At 53.6% G+C, this 17072-nt stretch carries 14 protein-coding genes; 5 read left to right on the top strand and 9 right to left on the bottom strand.

Annotation, left to right across the window (positions count from 1 at the left end; translation table 11 throughout):
- Positions 1 to 30: 30 nt before the first annotated feature.
- Genes SE15_RS04810 through SE15_RS04795 form a run of 4 tightly spaced genes read right to left on the bottom strand, consistent with a single transcriptional unit; the run spans position 31 to position 3932 of the window.
- Complete coding sequence (locus SE15_RS04810; RefSeq protein ID WP_054520955.1) at positions 31 to 1266, bottom strand: molybdopterin molybdotransferase MoeA; 1236 nt, start codon at positions 1264 to 1266, stop codon at positions 31 to 33.
- Between the two features lie 3 nt (positions 1267 to 1269).
- Positions 1270 to 2217: a prenyltransferase gene (locus tag SE15_RS04805; protein ID WP_054520954.1), complete on the bottom strand. Its 948-nt coding sequence runs from the start codon at positions 2215 to 2217 to the stop codon at positions 1270 to 1272.
- Between the two features lie 9 nt (positions 2218 to 2226).
- The gene (locus SE15_RS04800; protein ID WP_160316663.1) at positions 2227 to 2955 is read right to left on the bottom strand and encodes an SDR family NAD(P)-dependent oxidoreductase; all 729 of its coding nucleotides are present in this window, start codon (positions 2953 to 2955) and stop codon (positions 2227 to 2229) included.
- A gap of 17 nt (positions 2956 to 2972) precedes the next feature.
- Positions 2973 to 3932 (bottom strand): proline dehydrogenase family protein, encoded by a 960-nt coding sequence (locus tag SE15_RS04795; protein ID WP_054520952.1) that lies wholly within the window; start codon positions 3930 to 3932, stop codon positions 2973 to 2975.
- 297 nt (positions 3933 to 4229) lie between these two features.
- On the opposite strand from SE15_RS04795, the gene SE15_RS04790 reads away from it, so the two are divergent.
- From SE15_RS04790 to SE15_RS04775, 4 genes are read left to right on the top strand one after another with little or no spacing between them, the layout of a single operon-like run.
- On the top strand, positions 4230 to 5498 hold the full coding sequence (locus SE15_RS04790) for an SPFH domain-containing protein (protein WP_160316662.1): 1269 nt from the start codon (positions 4230 to 4232) through the stop codon (positions 5496 to 5498).
- A complete protein-coding gene (locus tag SE15_RS04785) occupies positions 5495 to 6889 on the top strand; it encodes a hypothetical protein (protein ID WP_054520950.1) in 1395 nt (464 codons plus the stop codon). Before SE15_RS04790 ends, SE15_RS04785 begins: the two co-directional genes overlap by 4 nt.
- A complete protein-coding gene (locus tag SE15_RS04780; protein WP_054520949.1) occupies positions 6886 to 7833 on the top strand; it encodes a carbohydrate kinase family protein in 948 nt (315 codons plus the stop codon). Before SE15_RS04785 ends, SE15_RS04780 begins: the two co-directional genes overlap by 4 nt.
- On the top strand, positions 7833 to 8756 hold the full coding sequence (locus SE15_RS04775; protein ID WP_054520948.1) for a pseudouridine-5'-phosphate glycosidase: 924 nt from the start codon (positions 7833 to 7835) through the stop codon (positions 8754 to 8756). Before SE15_RS04780 ends, SE15_RS04775 begins: the two co-directional genes overlap by 1 nt.
- 32 nt (positions 8757 to 8788) lie before the next feature.
- Here SE15_RS04775 and SE15_RS14315 read toward each other — a convergent pair whose 3' ends face one another.
- Positions 8789 to 9784, bottom strand: coding sequence for a hypothetical protein (locus SE15_RS14315; RefSeq protein ID WP_054520947.1), 996 nt, complete (start codon positions 9782 to 9784; stop codon positions 8789 to 8791).
- Positions 9785 to 9921: 137 nt separating this feature from the next.
- Between SE15_RS14315 and SE15_RS04765 the strand changes: the two genes are divergently transcribed.
- Positions 9922 to 12108: a WD40 repeat domain-containing serine/threonine protein kinase gene (locus SE15_RS04765; protein ID WP_054520946.1), complete on the top strand. Its 2187-nt coding sequence runs from the start codon at positions 9922 to 9924 to the stop codon at positions 12106 to 12108.
- A 9-nt stretch (positions 12109 to 12117) separates the two neighbouring features.
- On the opposite strand, the gene SE15_RS04760 is transcribed toward SE15_RS04765, so the two are convergent.
- Genes SE15_RS04760 through SE15_RS04745 form a run of 4 tightly spaced genes read right to left on the bottom strand, consistent with a single transcriptional unit; the run spans position 12118 to position 17070 of the window.
- Entirely contained in the window at positions 12118 to 13077 is a 960-nt protein-coding gene (locus SE15_RS04760) for a D-cysteine desulfhydrase family protein (protein WP_054520945.1), read from the bottom strand.
- Complete coding sequence (locus tag SE15_RS04755) at positions 13074 to 14192, bottom strand: lipid II:glycine glycyltransferase FemX (protein WP_054520944.1); 1119 nt, start codon at positions 14190 to 14192, stop codon at positions 13074 to 13076. Before SE15_RS04755 ends, SE15_RS04760 begins: the two co-directional genes overlap by 4 nt.
- On the bottom strand, positions 14189 to 15184 hold the full coding sequence (locus SE15_RS04750) for a lipid II:glycine glycyltransferase FemX (protein ID WP_054520943.1): 996 nt from the start codon (positions 15182 to 15184) through the stop codon (positions 14189 to 14191). Before SE15_RS04750 ends, SE15_RS04755 begins: the two co-directional genes overlap by 4 nt.
- Positions 15184 to 17070 carry a polysaccharide biosynthesis protein gene (locus tag SE15_RS04745; RefSeq protein ID WP_083461700.1) on the bottom strand — a complete coding sequence of 629 codons (1887 nt, stop codon included), beginning with the start codon at positions 17068 to 17070 and terminating at the stop codon, positions 15184 to 15186. The genes SE15_RS04750 and SE15_RS04745 overlap by 1 nt, the downstream gene beginning before the upstream one ends.
- Between the last annotated feature and the right edge of the window lie 2 nt (positions 17071 to 17072).

The raw sequence follows: 17072 nt of genomic DNA, 5'->3' as shown, positions 1-17072 counted from the left end.
CCCCTTCCTCCACTCTCGATCTGATCTACATCATAAAAGCCATACCTCAACCTCTGCACCAGACGCCAGACCCGTCGCATCTGCGGGAATACGTAACAACCCATCCGCGCGCACCAGCGAGAAGATCAGGTTGCTCTTATAAAAGATGGGTTCTGCCAATAGCCCCTTTGCGCTCTCGATCAGCCGCACAGGAACATAGTCTTCCCGTCCAGCCTGCGATGGCACATTGAGGGTAAGACAGGCTTGTAAGCGTGCGCGCGGACGCTTGAGCGTGAGCCCAAGTAAGTGCTCTAAAACGGGGGGCAAAAAGATTTGAGCCACCACCAGCGCACTCACCGGGTTGCCCGAAAGTCCCAGGATGGGCTTTCCGTTACAAACCGCCAGAATGGTGGGTTTCCCTGGCCGTATGTTGATCCCATGGACCAGCACACCAGGAAGCCCCATCTCATTAATGACCCGCGCAGTCAAATCTCGCGTGCCGATGGAAGACCCTGCCGAGACAATGATCATATCATTCTCTTCTAAGGCTCGCCCGATTACTTCTCGCAACGCATCTTCGCGATCCGGCACAATGCCGTAGCGTTGCGGAAGGCCGCCTTCTACCTCCACCAACGCACTCAGGGAGTAACTGTTGATATCGCGAACTTGACCAGGCCGAAGGGGTTGTTCAGGAGGGATGACCTCATCTCCACTGGACACAATCCCGACGCGCGGTTTTTTTACTACACGCAATTTTGTAATCCCCAGCCCCATTAGCCCTCCTATTTCAGGAGGGCGCAAGCGCACTCCTGCCGGAATGACCTCATCCTCTATCTGAACGTCTTCCCCAACCTTGAGCACGTTTTCTCCCACTCCCACCGGACGCAGGACCTCAATCTCACCCGGCATCGTCGTCTGAGTATGTTCCAACATTACAACCGCATCTGCTCCCTCAGGTAACATCCCACCAGTATAAATCAAAGCCGCCTGCCCGGGTTGTAACGTAAATTCAGGGGCTCTTCCCATTCCAATTTCCCCCACCAGGGTCAGATAAGCCGGCAGGCTGTCGCTTGCCCCGAAGGTATCAGCGGCTCGCACTGCATACCCATCCACCGTACTGCGAGGGAACAATGGCATGGGCTCCGGCGCCCGGATCGGCTCTGCAGTAACCCGTCCCAAGGCTTCCAAGGTCGAGATTTCTTCTCCCTCTGGCTCAACCTCAGGGAGAGCATTCAACCAGCGCTTCAGCGCCTCCTGAGGGGATAAAAGTGTCAAAAACTCGCTCATTGTTCAACCCACCCACAAAGAAAAGGTTAAAAGGTACACCGTTAGTCCAACTGTTGCGTACGCGGTTAAACGCAGAAGCGGCCAGCGAGTGGGTGCTCCATTCCCAATTTGCCACATCTGCCAGACCTGAAATGCCCCTATCGGTAAAGTCAACATAGCTGGCCAGAGCACTGACCAAGAAAGTCCCATCAAAGCCGTAACCCCTAATAAAAGATAGGCTAGAGGAACAAGAAAATTGTGCAACAACATCCCGCGCTGCCACCCCAGACGCACCATCATCGTGGTACGCCCCTGTTTGAGATCATGATAATAGTGCTCCAACGAAAGCGCCAGCATCATTGCCAGATACAGCAAGGTCAAAGGGAAAGTAAGCAGTCCCAATAGATGGGCATCCAGATCATGAGAAAGCAACACAAACGCAAATGCGGGGGTCAGGTTGGCCAAAAAGAAGGCCATGCAAAGTTCACCATACCCGGAGTAGGCGAGGCGCAAGGGAGGAACGCTATAAAAGAAGGCCACTCCAAAAGCCACTCCCAAGAGAAAGAGCGCCGAGGCACTCATCGCCCCTCGGGCTAAGAGTAGCACGGTTACAATCGCTCCAACACTGAGGGTACTCATTCCGGCTTGCAGGAAGACCAAACGTGGCAGCACAATTTGTTTTGGAGCGTCTTCCTCATGGTTATTTAGCGAGTCCTTTGCCTCGCGTGACTGGCGAGAGATCGGGCTTTGATCTTGATCAATGCGATCGTAGAATGTTTTTAGAAAAGCACTGCTCATCTGCATAAGAGTGATACATGCCTGGCCCAACCAGTAATCCACCCAAGCAAAAGGCTGATTGCGAAAATTAACAATACCAGCGCCCAGGGCGAAGAACAGCATACCGGCCAAGAGCGCTGGGAGGTTGGCGGCACGCACCAATTGTGAGAGAGGTGATGAAGCAAATTTGCGCATGAGGTACCTCTAAAGCAAATGATAACCGCCATCTACCCTCAGTATCTGGCCTGTTACCTGATCATTTTCGATCAGGGAGAGCACAGCTTGAGCCACTGCCTCGGGTGTTCCTGATCGTTTTAGGGGCAAACGTGCTACTAATTGCTCCCACGCGCCGGTTGACATCTCGGTACCCGGGGTGATCATACCGGGCGCAACAGCATTGACTCGAATACTGGGGGCCAGGGTTTTGGCTAACAACTGCGTCAGGTGTTCCTGGGCACCTTTGGAAAGCACATAGGCCGCATGAGAGGTCCACAACTTTTGTGAACCGCAATCCGTCAGGTTAATAATAACCCCACCGTTGGCCTGCATCAATGGCGCAGCCGTGCGAGCACATAACCAGGCCGCCCGTAAATTGAGCGCAAAAAGGGCATCCCAGGTTTCGCTGGGGGTGTCCAAAAGGGTACCCCCGGTGAACATCCCTACCGCATAAACGAAGACACTCAGGGGATACCCCCAACGCGTCACCTGCTCAAACAAGCCTGTAATCTCATCTTCTTTCATAAGGTTAGCCGGAACCATGAAAACCGGCCGCCCCATGCGTTCAACCTGGTTCGCTAAATCCAGGGCCCTTTCCCGAGCGCTATGGTAATGAAGGCCAACCGCATACCCTCGTTGAGCCAGCGCCAATGCAATGGCTCCGCCCAGGGTCCCGGAAGCCCCCGCCACCAGTGCCAGAGGGTAAGGGTGGCTCATGTCCATTTCTCGTTGCCTCAACGACGGAAGAAATTGGAAATGAAGAACCACAAATTAGCCGGTCGCTCGGCCAAACGACGCATGAAGTAGGGATACCAATGTGTCCCATAAGGCACGTAAACTCGTACTGGATACCCTGCCCGAACCAATTCTTGTTGCAAATCGCGCCGAATACCGTATAGCATTTGAAATTCCAGCGCAGTGTTGGGCAGCCCCAAGTGCCTGGCGCGTTCTTGCGCATACCGAATTCGCGCCTCGTCGTGAGTGGCGATAGCCGGGATTGGCGGAAAACGACCATCCTCACTGATTTGAGGAATTCCTGCCTCCTGTACCCCTTGCAGGAGTATATCCGTTAGACGATCAAAACTGGCATCCACATCGCGTTTGTGCGGGTAAGCAATCTCCGGAGGTTCCTTGTAAGCCCCCTTTACCAATCGAATTGGAACGCGCCGGCTGACCAAATGACGCGTATCTTGTTCACTCCGGTAAAGATAAGATTGAATAGCCACACCCACATTGGTGTAACCCTGATCATGACACCAATGAACCAGTTCCAAAGTTGCATCAACCAGGGAAGAATCCTCCATATCCACACGCACAAAGTTGCCCAGCTCTCTGGCGCGCACGACAATGCGCTCCAGGTTTTGCCGACAGAGCACAGGATCAACCGTCAGACCAATCGCACTTAACTTCACAGACACATTGGCCCGCAGGTGCTGACGCTCAATTTCCTCAAGACTCACAAGAGTGGCTTCAGTTGCCCGTTGAGCCTCAACGACGTCAGTGGTGTGTTCTCCCAAATGATCCACCGTGGCGTTCAACCCCGCCTCATTTAGTACACGAATGACCCGGGTCGCTTCTTCTAAGGTCTCCCCCGCAATGAAACGCGACGCTACTCGCCAGGCAACCTGCCAGCGGGTAACTAAATGTTTTGCCCATTCTGCCTTAGAGAGAGAAATTAAGAGGGCTCGAAGCATGGAGGCTCCTTATCTCGTTCAGAAATTCACTTGCACGCAAGATAATTCTAGCACACCTTGCTTGCCATGATTTCATCCTCTATTAGAACCTCATCTGCTGGTCTCAAAATTACCCTCGAATTGCATTTCTCGATCCATCGGCATTAGGATAAAATCATTTAACAAGATTTAGTAATGTCCTCCATGGGTACAAGATTTCAACGTCACTGGAAAACAACGCTCCTGCCCATTCTATTGGGACTCCTTATCCTATTCTTGGACGCACTTTTCGCCCCCGATGGCCGTGAAAAGGGTGTTTTGAGACTGGTGTTCAACCTGATCATTCTCGGAATTGGAACGGGGTTCTGGTTGGGGTTTTTCTCACAATTTATTTTGCCTGTCAACCAACTACGCGACCGCCTCAACATGTTCTTCCACCTGATCAGTTACCTGATAGGTGACCATGGTCCCATTCTCTTTATCGAGAATGGGCAAATCCGCCAGCAGCCGCAATCTTCTTCTGGGGCAGGAATCATGGTGCTCGATACAGCCAGCGCAGCCATGTTGCGCACTTCTCATCGCTTCACTCGCCCCGTGGGCCCGGGTGTCGTTTTTACCCAGCCCGGTGAGCGGATCGCGGATGTGGTGGATCTACGGCAGCAACGCCAGGTGATCGGGCCGCGCCCTAATGAAGATCCCTTCGCACCCCCCCAGCCCAATGAAGGACCCGCTCAATACGAAGCCCGAATGCGGCGCAAACGAGAAACACGTGCAATCACTCGCGACAACTTTGAAATCATCCCTCAAATTGAAGTGATCTTTCAACTGGACGCTCGGCCCGGGCAGGGCAACACCGAGTTTGGCTATAACCCTGACGCTGTGCAAATGGCCATCTTGGGCCAGGTTGTCAATGCCGATCTACCCCTGGATACTCCCGCTCGCCTGATTCCCTGGAACGAATTACCCGCCCAACTGGCGGCTGAAGTCTGGCGTGATTTGGTCTCCCGCTTCACTTTACAGCAAATTTTCCCAGCACAACCCAGCCGTCATCAGCAAGTCGGGCTTCAATGGATTGTCCAAATGATACAAAATCGCCTCACGCAGCCCGAGGTACCACTTCTGGATCTTGACGGACGCGACACGGGTGAGAAAACGGTCAGCCGAGAATTCAATGTGCTAAGTAGCCGCGGTATTAGAGTCCTTGAGGTTAATATTCTGAGCCTGAGGCTTTCTCCAGAGGTGGAGCGAGAACTGATAAACCGGTGGGGCGCTGGCTGGCTGGCCTGGGCACGTCAGGAACGCGAACAAATCGAAAGAGAGCGCCGCAATCTTGCAGAAGGGGCCAGGGAAGAGGCACTTCGAGTTTATGCAAAAACAAGCACACTTTACTTTGAGGCCTTGCCTTCCCCTAATCCTCATACAGAAGAAGCGGTGGATCCTAAGGACCAAGCACGCTCCATTTTGCTGCGCCTCTTGCGCGGACACCTGATGCTCATCCAAAACCGCCCCGGCCTTAAGACCATGGCTTCTGATGAGAAAAAACAGATCCAAGATTTAATCGAAATCTTTGAGACTCGCGCACCATGAGACTCTCCGATACACGTCTCCGTTTACTCCTTCTGCTTCCCCTGGGACTATGCTTGTGGTTGGGTGTAGCATGGATTAATTTACCCCCAGCCCCCCTGGGGGCAGGACGTGATCCCTTGCATCAAGTTATTAATCTCCTGGTGCGTTCAATGTTCTCCCTGCCTGTGCTGGTGACCCTCTTCCTCCCCTTCTGGCTGGGCTTAGAATGGGCAGCCCATTATCAGAGTGAAATATTCACACTCCCGCATCCGGGCATAAGTCGTCAGTTCTTACTTCAGGTAAGCCTGGGGCTGTTACCGCAACCCAAATTGGATCTCCATAGTGAACAACTTAGCGCATCCCAGCAACAAAATCCCATTCTGCTTATCGGCGGTCCCGGACAGGTCAATTGCTCGGCTGAAGTCGCTGCTGTTTTTGAGCGCCCTAACGGCAGACCCCGGTTTATCTTACCCGGCACAAGCGTCACAATCGAAAGGTTTGAACGCCTGCGCCGTATTTTCGATCTGAGAGATCACGAACTTCAATATGATGAGATTCAGACGCGCAGTCGAGATGGCATCCGCATTTTGCTCCAAGACGTACGTGTCCTCTTTAGCATCTGGCGACGATTTCCTCAACCCCATACCCTGCAAAACCCATACCCAACCTACCGCCAGAACCTCTACTGGCTAACCTATCGCCAATTACCGGGGCCTTGGGTAGAGGGGATGCGCCGCCTGGTCGCGCGGGAGTTGCAAAATCAAATTCGTTCCCGCCCGTTCGGGGAACTAGTGGCTGGGGTTGGACAGGCCGAGATTCGCCAACAGGCGGAGCGCCAACGCCAGATCACCAATCTCCAATGGGCTAATCCATTGGAGCGCCCGCTGCGTTTTATCTACACACCCAATCTTCCTCCTCCGCTTTCTATTGCCAACCGATGGTTGCGCCCGCAACTCACCCAATTTTTCGATGACTTTGCCGACCAGTTTCCACGTTTGGCCCGTAACCAGGGAATACGCCTGGAATGGATTAACGTAGGTGCCTGGAACATCCTTGAACCCATCGTATGGGAGCAGCACCTCGAGACGCTCAAATTGGCTCGCGAAAACCTGCGCTTGGGAAGCGAGCGCGTTCTACAGGAATGGCGAGAGCAAAATTTGGATCAGGCACTGGCACAGCGTTTGCGCGAAGTCCCTATTTTGGCCTTTTTCGCCCTCAACCAAGGCTCCCATGATATCGAAAAATCTATATTTGACCTCTTAAGGATCTACCAGGGCATCCTCAGCGAAGCAGCTATGGACTATAATCCGCAGGAAATCCCACCCAGATTACGAAATGCCCTGGAGGAAATTGAGCAATGCTTGAACACCTATATGCAACAACAGGGTAAAGCCAGGTTTTACTCACCATGACACTTCCTCTCTCCCCTGAAAAACGCTTGCTTGTCATCGGGGCAGCCAGCCTGGATGTCGTGGGGCGTCCCTTTGATAACCTACAGAGTGGAACCTCTGTGCCGGGTCAAGTGCGCCCCTCTTTTGGCGGAGTGGCCCGCAACGTGGCGGAAAACCTGGCCCGTCTTGGTCTGCCGGTTTCCCTGATTAGTGCCGTAGGCGAGGATCCAATCGGGCGACAGTTGCTGGAGTATACCGCCAGTGTGGGGGTAGACACTTCAGCCTGTCTGAGGGTTAGCGACTACGGAACAGCCTCCTACGTTGGAGTTCTGACTCGCGAAGGCGATTTAGAATACGGTCTTGATGACATGCGCATTCTTTCTCGCCTGACCGCTGAACACCTCAAATCGCAGGAAGCCCTTTTCCGCGCCGCCAGTTTAGTGTTTGTAGATGCTAACTTATCCAAACCAGCCCTTCGGGCCATCTTTCAGATAGCACGGCGTGCAAAAATCCCCGTCTTTGTGGATGCAACGTCGGTGACTTTAGCCCCACGTCTGCTTCCCTTTTTACCTCGCCTTACTTTTCTAACGGCCAATCGCCTGGAAGCAACGGCTCTTTTGCAAGGCAGCATACAGGTCAATGATCGCTTTACGGCACTGGAAGCCGCCCGCGCATTTATCCGCCTGGGGGTACAAATTGCCGTGATTGCCCTGGCCGAGTTCGGGGTTTGTTATGCCACCTCCGAGACCAGCGGGCATGTGCCTGCCATACGTACCCGGGTCATTGACCCCACCGGCGCCGGAGATGCTATGACCGCTGCAATCATCTTTGGCTTGATGAACAACATGGATATTGACGAAGCAGTGCGCCTGGGTGTTTCAGCGGCCAGCCTGACTCTTAGCCATCCTGGATCGGTGTCACCCCTCTTATCCCTGGAAAGCCTTTATGAAAGGTTAATCATATAATGAAACAATATCTCCGCCTTTACCCCGAAGTCCACTATGCTTTGGAAAATGGTCAGCCCATTGTAGCCCTCGAATCTGCCGTGATTACTCACGGGCTTCCATACCCAGAAAACGTTCAACTCGCCGAGGAACTGGAGCAAACCGTTCGCAATGAAGGCGCTATCCCGGCAACTATTGCCTTTCTCGATGGGTACATCCATATCGGGCTTAGCCCAGAAGACCGACAGCGTCTGGCAACAGCCACCCCCAAGCGTAAGGTAAGTCTGCGCGATATGGGCATTGTTCTCTCGCGAAAAGAAGCAGGAGGGACTACAGTTGCAGCCACGCTACAAATTGCTCATCAAGTGGGTATCAAGGTTTTTGCTACGGGTGGCATTGGGGGCGTCCATCGCGAGTCCCCATTTGATATTTCAACCGACCTGCCCACTCTATCCAGAACGCCGTTAGTGGTGGTTTCGGCGGGGGCCAAAGCTATCCTCGATCTCCCCGCCACCCTGGAAGTCCTTGAAACCATGGGGGTACCGGTGATCGGGTATCGCACTGATGAATTTCCGGCCTTCTACTCTCGAGAGAGCGGATTACCCGTTAATGTGCGTGTTGAAAGCCCTCAAGAAGTGGCGGAAATAGCTCGGACTCAATGGGACTGCCAGTTACACAGCGCCGTTTTAGTCGTCAATCCTCCACCCGCCGAAACTGCTCTGCCCCGAGAAGCCATTGAGGCCCTCATCCAAAAAGCCGTCCGTGAAGCTTTCGAAGAGGGCATTCGCGGAGCAGAGGTGACGCCCTTCTTATTGGCTCGTGTCAGTGCCCTTAGCGGCGGGGAAAGCCTAAAAGCCAATCTGGCCCTGCTCAGAAGCAATGCCCGCTTAGCCGCTCAAATCGCTCACCATCTTTATACGCCGCGTCACCTGTTCAGAGTGTAGTCCGGCAATAGATCCCGGTTTCCATTCTTTGCTCATGGAAGCGTGTACGTAGCCGTGGGCCAGCGCGTATCGGTCGGCCGTGGTGTCAAAGTTGGGCGTGGGGTGGCAGTTGGAGGAGGTGTTCGCGTGGGCGTTGGTGTCAGAGAAGGGCGCGGTGTAGATGTGATGGTCGGTGTGGGCGAAGGAAGCGGAGTGCGCGTTGCGGTCGGGGAAAGCGTAGCCGTTGGGGTTGCACTTACCGTGGGTGTAGGTGAGCGCGTAGGAGTTGAGGTCGGTGGGTTTCCTACAACCGTAAAGCGCCCCGATGTTTTCCATTGGGAGCCCACAAATATTTGCACTTCGTACTCGCCGGCCTGCCAGTCTTCAGAACGCGGCGTGCAATCGGTATAGCCAAATCCCCCCGTTCCACCATCCCAGGGTTTGGTTTCATAGCAAATACGTTGGCCATCGCTAAGGCGGTACCAAATAGCCGTCCACTGAGAACCCGGCACCATCTGATCATAAGAAAAGGTCCCATAAAGCGTCATAATGGGTTGCTGGAATTCAACCTGTGGGTTGACAGGTTGAAACGCATCGTTTACAGCGCGTGCAAATTGTAATGGGCTGAAAACGGCCCCCGGATTGGGAGTAATGGTATTCTGAATCTGCGCTGCAATGTCCTCAGGCAGGAAAGGCGTGGGAGTAATAGAAGGAGTTTCAGTAATTGTTGGCGTTAAGGTAATTGTGGGGGTGAGCGTGATGGTGGGAGTCAGTGTTATGGTCGGGGTAAGGGTTACCGTTGGTGAAGGAGGAAACACCCGGTAAAGTGTCGGTTCTGCATATCGGTTCGTCAATAATGCCAGCCCGCCCATTGCCAGTGCCAGGAAGATAAGCCGCCATCCCCTGGCTACGCGAGCACGGCGAATTCGAAAGTATGTCAAGCGGCGAGCCCCTCGGATAGTTCGCACCCCCAACCAGAGGCTCAAAAACAAACCCAATAAAAGAAGAACAAAGGTCGTTTGAACAGCCGTGCGAATATCAAGGTTCATCGGCGCGCGTTCTCCACAAAATTGCTTCTCGATTATAGCATGGGTTGAGAGAGGATTTCGGGTGTAATACCAGGGCTCAAAAACTTAAACTCCAAGTTTATTGTGAAGTTTGCCCGGATACCGTTAAAATTGAGGCAATGGCACTCACTCCAGGCACGATACTGAATCGGCGCTATCGGATAGTCTCGACCCTGGCTCAGGGGGGTATGGGGGCCATTTACCATGCTGTGGATGAAAACCTAGGCATCCAGGTCGCGGTCAAAGAAAATCTCTTCCTGGCCGAAGAATACGCCCGCCAATTTCAACGCGAGGCCAATATTCTGGCCAGTGTGCGCCACCCTAACCTGCCGCGAGTAATAGATTACTTTGCCATTCCCAACCAGGGACAGTATCTGGTAATGGACTACATTGAGGGGGAGGATTTACGCCAGCGCATTGAACGGTTGGGCACGCTGAGCGAAAATGAAGTCATTCGAATTGGGATAGCCATTTGCAACGCACTGGAATATCTCCATTCGCGCCGCCCTCCCATTATCCACCGCGATATTAAGCCCGGCAATATCAAGGTTACCCCCGAGGGAAAAATCATTCTGGTGGATTTTGGGCTAGCCAAGTTGATGCTCGAGGACCAGCGCACCACAACTGGCGCACGCGCGATGACACCCGGTTACTCACCCCCTGAACAGTACGGAGTGGCCCCTACCGACGCTCGCACAGACATCTACTCCCTGGGCGCCACCCTTTATGCCGCTCTAACCGGGGTTATCCCTGAAGATGGACTCGCACGCCTCACCGGGCAGGCTGAACTAACCCCAGTACGCCAGTTGGCACCGAAAGTTTCACGCCGCCTGGCCAGTGTGATCGAAAAGGCGCTCGCCGTAGAACCTGAAAAGCGTTATCAGACGGCCAGTGATTTCAAGCGGGCTCTGATGGAAGCCAGCAATTTACCACCCCTTTTAGAAGAACTGACTGTCATTCCACCTCCTCAAATAGAACCCCCTCTGCCCACTGCTAGCGCGATAGGGGAAGGCGAAAAAGTCCTTACCCAACCCCTACCCACCTCCAGCCCCATTCACCCCCCTACCCCGCGCCCCATCACCAACCGCAAAGGTCGCCAGCGGGTCTGGCGACTGGTTGGAACAGGGATCACGGCATTAGTGTTAGCCCTTCTGTTTATCCTGGTCCCGGATGCTCCCCAATGGGTGCGTGGTCAGATTTTGAACCTGGCGGCACGGCCGGTTACTCCAACCTCCACCCCAACTGAGAATCTTGAGCCAGTCTATACCCCAGTATTGACTGCGACTTTGCCAGTTATAAGTATCAGTTCAGAGCCCACCTCTGCGCCTGCGACATTGATTCCCACTCTCACGCCTACTTTGCCCAACACCCAGCCCCCTCCATCCCTCATTCCCACCCCAACCTTTACACCAGCCCCCACACCATTTGGCGGAAGTGGCGAGATTGCATTCGCGTCTAATCGCACCGGCATCATGCAAATCTGGCTAATGAATGCTGATGGCACCAATCAACGCCCCATTACCAGTTTACCGGATGGTGCTTGTCAACCAACCTGGTCGCCTGATGGACAGCGATTGGCTTTCATCTCCCCTTGTCGTGAGAAGCGCAATCTCTACGAAGGTACCAAAATTTATGTCCTGGATGTCGTCAATGGTAGAGCGCCTGAATTGCTACCCTTACCTCCCAGTCCAGCCGCCGACTTCGACCCAGCCTGGTCACCGGATGGCAACCGAATTGCGTTTACCTCTTTACGAGCGGGACAACCCGATATCTACGTGTATGATCTTAGCAACAACACGCTTTTACGCCTCACCGATTCACGGTATGTTGAAAAACAACCAGCCTGGTCGCCAACAGGCTCTCAAATCGCCTTCGTACGCGAAGCCCCATACAGCCAAATTTGGATCATGTCCGACACCGGACAATACCCCATCCGTCTCACCGTAAGTGGGGAGTTAAACAACCTGTGGCCAGCCTGGAGTTTAGATGGAAGCGTCATCTTTTACAGCCAGATGAGACCTTCCTCAAACATCCCCTGGCTGATGAGTATGCGTTACGAAGATCGTGGCACTCCTAACAAGGAGGTGCGCATTCCTCCTAAAAACGAACCCGACGTTGGTCCGGTGGCAAAAGTTAGTCTCTCACCCGATGGCAATTGGTTGGCTTTCGAATCCTGGCCAGACGGCACCAACCACGACATTTACATCATGACCATCAATGGCGGTAACCGTATCCGTTTGACCACTGATAAAGACTTCGACTTTGGTGCCGCCTGGCGACCTCCCCTTCGTCTGCCCAGTCCTTAGACAAAGCGCTCATAACAAGTTAGGGGCATAGCGATCCGCAAAGAGCGCCGGTATACCGCCGGTATGCCAGAAAAGAACGCGCTCGCCCGGCTTGAAAAAACCACTCCGAATCAGATCTATCATTCCCGCCGCGGCGCGCCCTGTGTAAACAGGATCCAACAAGAGCCCTTCATGGCGGGCAAAAAGTTGAATAGCCTCAACCTCCCGGTGACCCATCACCCCATAGCCAGCCCCGATATAACTATCATTCACTTCCACTTCATGAGGCGCAATTCGTACTGATTCACCCAGCCGATCAGCAGCCTGCGAGGCCAATTCCGCCACACGCTCTTTGACCCAACCCGCAGGATGATCTACGCTGATTCCCAAGATCCGACCACGCCAACCGCTCAATCGCGCACCCAATACCAGGCCAGCCTGCGTGCCCGCTGAAGATGAAGCCAACACAATCCAGTCCGCCTCGATCCCTTGTTCCGCGAACTCTTTGAAGGCATATGCATAGGCAATTGCTCCAAGCGGGGTTGAGGCACCCAGCGGAATAAGATAGGGCCGCCGTCCTTCAGCCCAGGCCTTCTCGAAAGTCTCTTGCAAAACAGCCTCATAAGTTTCTCGAGTTGCCCAGGTGACCTCCGCTCCGAACAGACGATCCAGCAAATAATTGCCTGAGGGGTTCTTAGGGGACTCACCGAAAAGCACCAGTGCACATTCCAACCCCAAACGGGCCGCCAGGGCAGCAGTTTGACGGCAATGATTGGATTGAACGGCCCCCACCGTAATCAAGGTTTGGGCCCCATGTGCCTGTGCCTCTGCCACCACGAATTCCAATTTACGCGTTTTGTTCCCACCTAGAGCCAATCCGGTCTGGTCGTCTCGCTTGACCCAGAGACGGGGGCCGCCCAGAATCGTGCTCAGTCGCGGTAAGGGCTCAACAGGAGTGGGTAAATGGGCGATACGAATTCGCGGAATCATAAACTCACCTCTCGGCGAAGTCTATCCTGGGTGCGGCGACGCATCCAAGCAAGCAAGCGTGGAATGAGACGGGTGTACAAAGTATACCATTGCCGTCGTACCGGTAAGTCCCACGCCCCAATCCAGCGTACCACCTCCCCGCCCAGCCCTTGCTTAAATCGAAAAACTCCCCACATAGGATCATCTTCGTTGAATTCATCGGGTGCGCCCCATAAATCGTAAAGCCGGCACCCTCGGGCGCGCGCCAGACGCATGGCTTCCCATTGAAGCAAGTAATTGGGCATTTTATCCCGATGCAGTTCGCGAGACATGCCATAAAAGTACCAAGCACGACGAGCAAAAACAAACATCACCAAACCGGCCACTGGAACCCCTTCCACCTCTGCAAGGAGGGGTTCCGCCATTCCGGTTTGCATAAAAGTTTCCCAAACCTGCCGGTAGTAAGCCTCAGGGCGAATCACAAAACCATCACGCACCGATGTTTCTGCATACATGCGATACAATACCGACAAATCTTCGGGAAGAGCCCGTCGCACCAGCACTCCCTTGCGTTGAGCCAGACGAATATTGTAACGAGTTTTTTGCTTCATCCGCCTCAACCATGCTTCTTCCTCACCATCCAGCGAGAGGATAAAGGTGTTCCGGAACTGCACTTGTTCCGTGGAAAAATGCCACCCCCTCGCCTTTAAGTCCTTAACGGTTTCATCCGCAACAGGATGTTCCCACGCTTCAGGTGTGCCCGGAATGCCTCGCCCCGCTTCCAAATCCGGATCTATTTTGATAAATATGGCCCCCTGAACCCGTGCCAACTGATGTAAATCTTTCAGGACCTGCCGCCGCAAAGCAACATCTGACCACTCCAGGACTGGACCGCGGGGTACGTACATCACACTCAGGGGCAACATTTTCCCCGCGAAACTTAATGGACGACGCAGGACTAAAGCCATAGCACGTACATTTCCTAACTCGTCCCTCCACACACAAGGGAAAGGTTGCCACCCATAAGAGGATTTAATATGCCCCCATTCCCAGGTTTGCAGAATGTGAGCTCCAGGAAGGCTGGCCAATAGATGATCCCAAGCCACCCGATCTTCAAATCGTTCCAGGGAGATCATCCAGGTTCTCCTCGCCGACGGAATCGCATGAACCAGCGGTAAATACGGTATAAACTGGGCTGATAAATCTTATCCCATGCACCGACTGAACGCCGCACACGACCTCCAAAACCGCGTTTGAACCGGTATACTCCCCACAACCCTTCAGAACGTCGGGCAAATTCGGCTTCCAATGTGGTTTCATCCGCATCGGGAATGCCCCATAAATCATACACCCGGCATCCCCGTTGGGCTGCCCAACGCATGGCTTCCCATTGTAAAAGATAGGTCGGCATGCGATGGCGTTCCTGATCGCTCGAAGCACCATAGAAATACCACGCTCGATGTCCCCAGGCAAAGGCCATCAAGCCCGCCAGCGGCATGCCCTCATACTCCGCCATCAACAACACGCAGTGACCGCCCGGAGCAAACTTTTGATAAGCGCGTTCGTAGTAATCCGAGGTATGTATGCCAAAACCGTCTCGCCGGCCTGTCATTTCCATCAAGGCATAAAACGCGGAAAGATCCCGCGATTCACGAACGACCACCCCTTTTTTCTGAGCCAGGCGGATGTTATAACGGGTTTTTTGCTTCATCCGCTCCAACCATTCTTCTTCAGCCCCCTCTAAACTGATCTCAATGGTGCGACGCGGTTGGATCGGTTCGGCAGGGCGAAAACCAGGCAATTGCTCTTGAGGATCAAACTCCAAAGGCTCCCAGGCATCGGGTTCTACCTTGAGGAAGATGGCCCGAAACTGCCGACACAAGGCTTCCACTTCTGACCACAGCGCCGCCCAGTTCCGCCCAACCGGTCCCTTTGGAATATAAGCAATGCTTAATCCCAGCGGTAAGCGGCGAAACAAAACCTGAACCCCCGCCTCCTCTGTTACCACCCACGCAACCCGCCAGCCGAACTCCGCCTTGAACATCCCCCACATAGGAGTTTGCAGAAGATGGGCTTCCGGATGGTCACGAAGAAAGGCTTCCCACTCAGCGTAATTCAATTGGGGCATTAGACCACCGAGGTCAATTCTGGTGGAGGTGTGCTGCGTATGGCCGAGCCGGGGATCACCTCATCTAACAAAGCCATAATTTTCTCACGATCTCCCTCACGGGCTAATTTCACCAGCTCAGCGATAATCTGATAAAGCATTTCACCTTCCAAAACTTCCTGGTTCTCTACCCGGAAGATATCGGGGTGCTCGGTCACCCGCAGGGAGACTCCTTCGTCCCACAAATCCTCACTGAGTTTTTCACCGGGACGAACTCCCGTAAATACAATTTCGATATCTCGTCCCGGCTCTAACCCGGAGAGACGGATAAGGTCCTCTGCCAGGTCGAGAACACGAATCTGCTGACCCATGTTGAGCAGAAACGTATCGCCACCACGTCCCATTCCAGCCACCTGCAAAACCAGATGTGCGGCTTCGGGAATGGTCATAAAATACCGTTTCATATCTGGATGGGTAACCGTTACCGGCCCGCCCTGCGCAATTTGGCGCTTGAAAATCGGCACCACGCTTCCACGGCTACCCAAGACATTTCCAAAACGCACCACTGAATACCGTCCACCGGAACGCTGAGCAGCATTGAGGACGATCATCTCAGCCAGACGCTTCGTAGCACCCATTACATTGACTGGACGAATGGCCTTATCGGTCGAAATAAACACAAAGCGCTCAACCAGGTAAGCCATTGACACTTCGACCAAATTAAGCGTCCCTAACACATTATTTGTGACGGCTTCCTCAACATTGATTTCCATGAGGGGCACGTGCTTATGAGCAGCGGCATGAAACACTACTTCTGGGCGGAATTCGTTAAAAACCACTTCCAAGCGGGGACGATCACGAATATCTGCAATCACCGGCTGCATATTAAGCGCCGGGTAACTCTCCCGAAGTTCTAGCAGGGTCTCAAAGATGCTGTTCTCCCCATGCCCGAGAAGGATTAGCAATTTGGGTCCCCAACGGGCAATCTGCCGACATAACTCACGTCCTATAGAGCCCCCTGCGCCCGTCACCAACACCACGCGGCTACTCAGCGCTGCCCCCACCAGATCTTCGTTCACCTGCAGGGGCTCGCGTCGCAAAAGATCGCTAATATCCACCTCTCGCAAGCGACTCACACTCACCTTACCACCCAGAAGCTCGTAAATTCCGGGCATGGTTCGGAAAGGTACGCCCCTTAAGCGCGCAATATCGGCTACTACACGTACCACCCGGCCCGGTGCGCTGGGAATGGCAATGATGACCTCATCAACCTGCTGGCGTTCCAGCACCTGGGCCAGTTCGTTCAGCGTGCCTATGACTGGCACGCCGTGAATTTGTTGCTTCTGTTTGGCTGGATTATCATCTAAAAAGCCAATAGGTTGCAGGTTTAGTTGGGGGTTCTTTTGCATTTCGCGCACTACCAGCGCACCTGCATCCCCAGCCCCCACAATTAATACTCGTCGCGGTTTTGACATCAAAGCCGTGCCCTGCCCACGGCCTTCAGCCATCAGGCGAAAAGAGAATCGCAACCCACCCGCAAGGATCAAGGAAAGCAGCCAATCAATTACCAGTACTGATCGAGGCATTCCCACAAATGCCCCCAAGGAAAGGGCAATGACCATACCCCCTGAGAGCAAGATCGAAGCCGCTGTCACCGCCACAACGATTAACTCTAGTTCTTCGACACTCGCATAAGCCCAAATCCGCTGGTACAGGCCAAACAAGTGATACACCAACGGCTTAATGACCACCCCAAAACCGATCATCCATAAAGCGGAAGGTAGATAATCAAAAAATTGAGCCCCCAGTTCAAAGCGTAGTGCATAACTCCCCAGCACCGAAATAACAATGAGGAGAAGATCCCCCAACAGCACATACCGATTTCTTAGAAACGGTTTAGTTTTCACGG

The sequence above is a fragment of the Thermanaerothrix daxensis genome, assembly GCF_001306145.1.
In the GTDB taxonomy this organism is placed as follows: domain Bacteria; phylum Chloroflexota; class Anaerolineae; order Anaerolineales; family Anaerolineaceae; genus Thermanaerothrix; species Thermanaerothrix daxensis.
The sequence above is the reverse complement of the archived record's forward strand: the minus strand, read 5'-3'. Positions and strand labels throughout refer to the sequence as shown.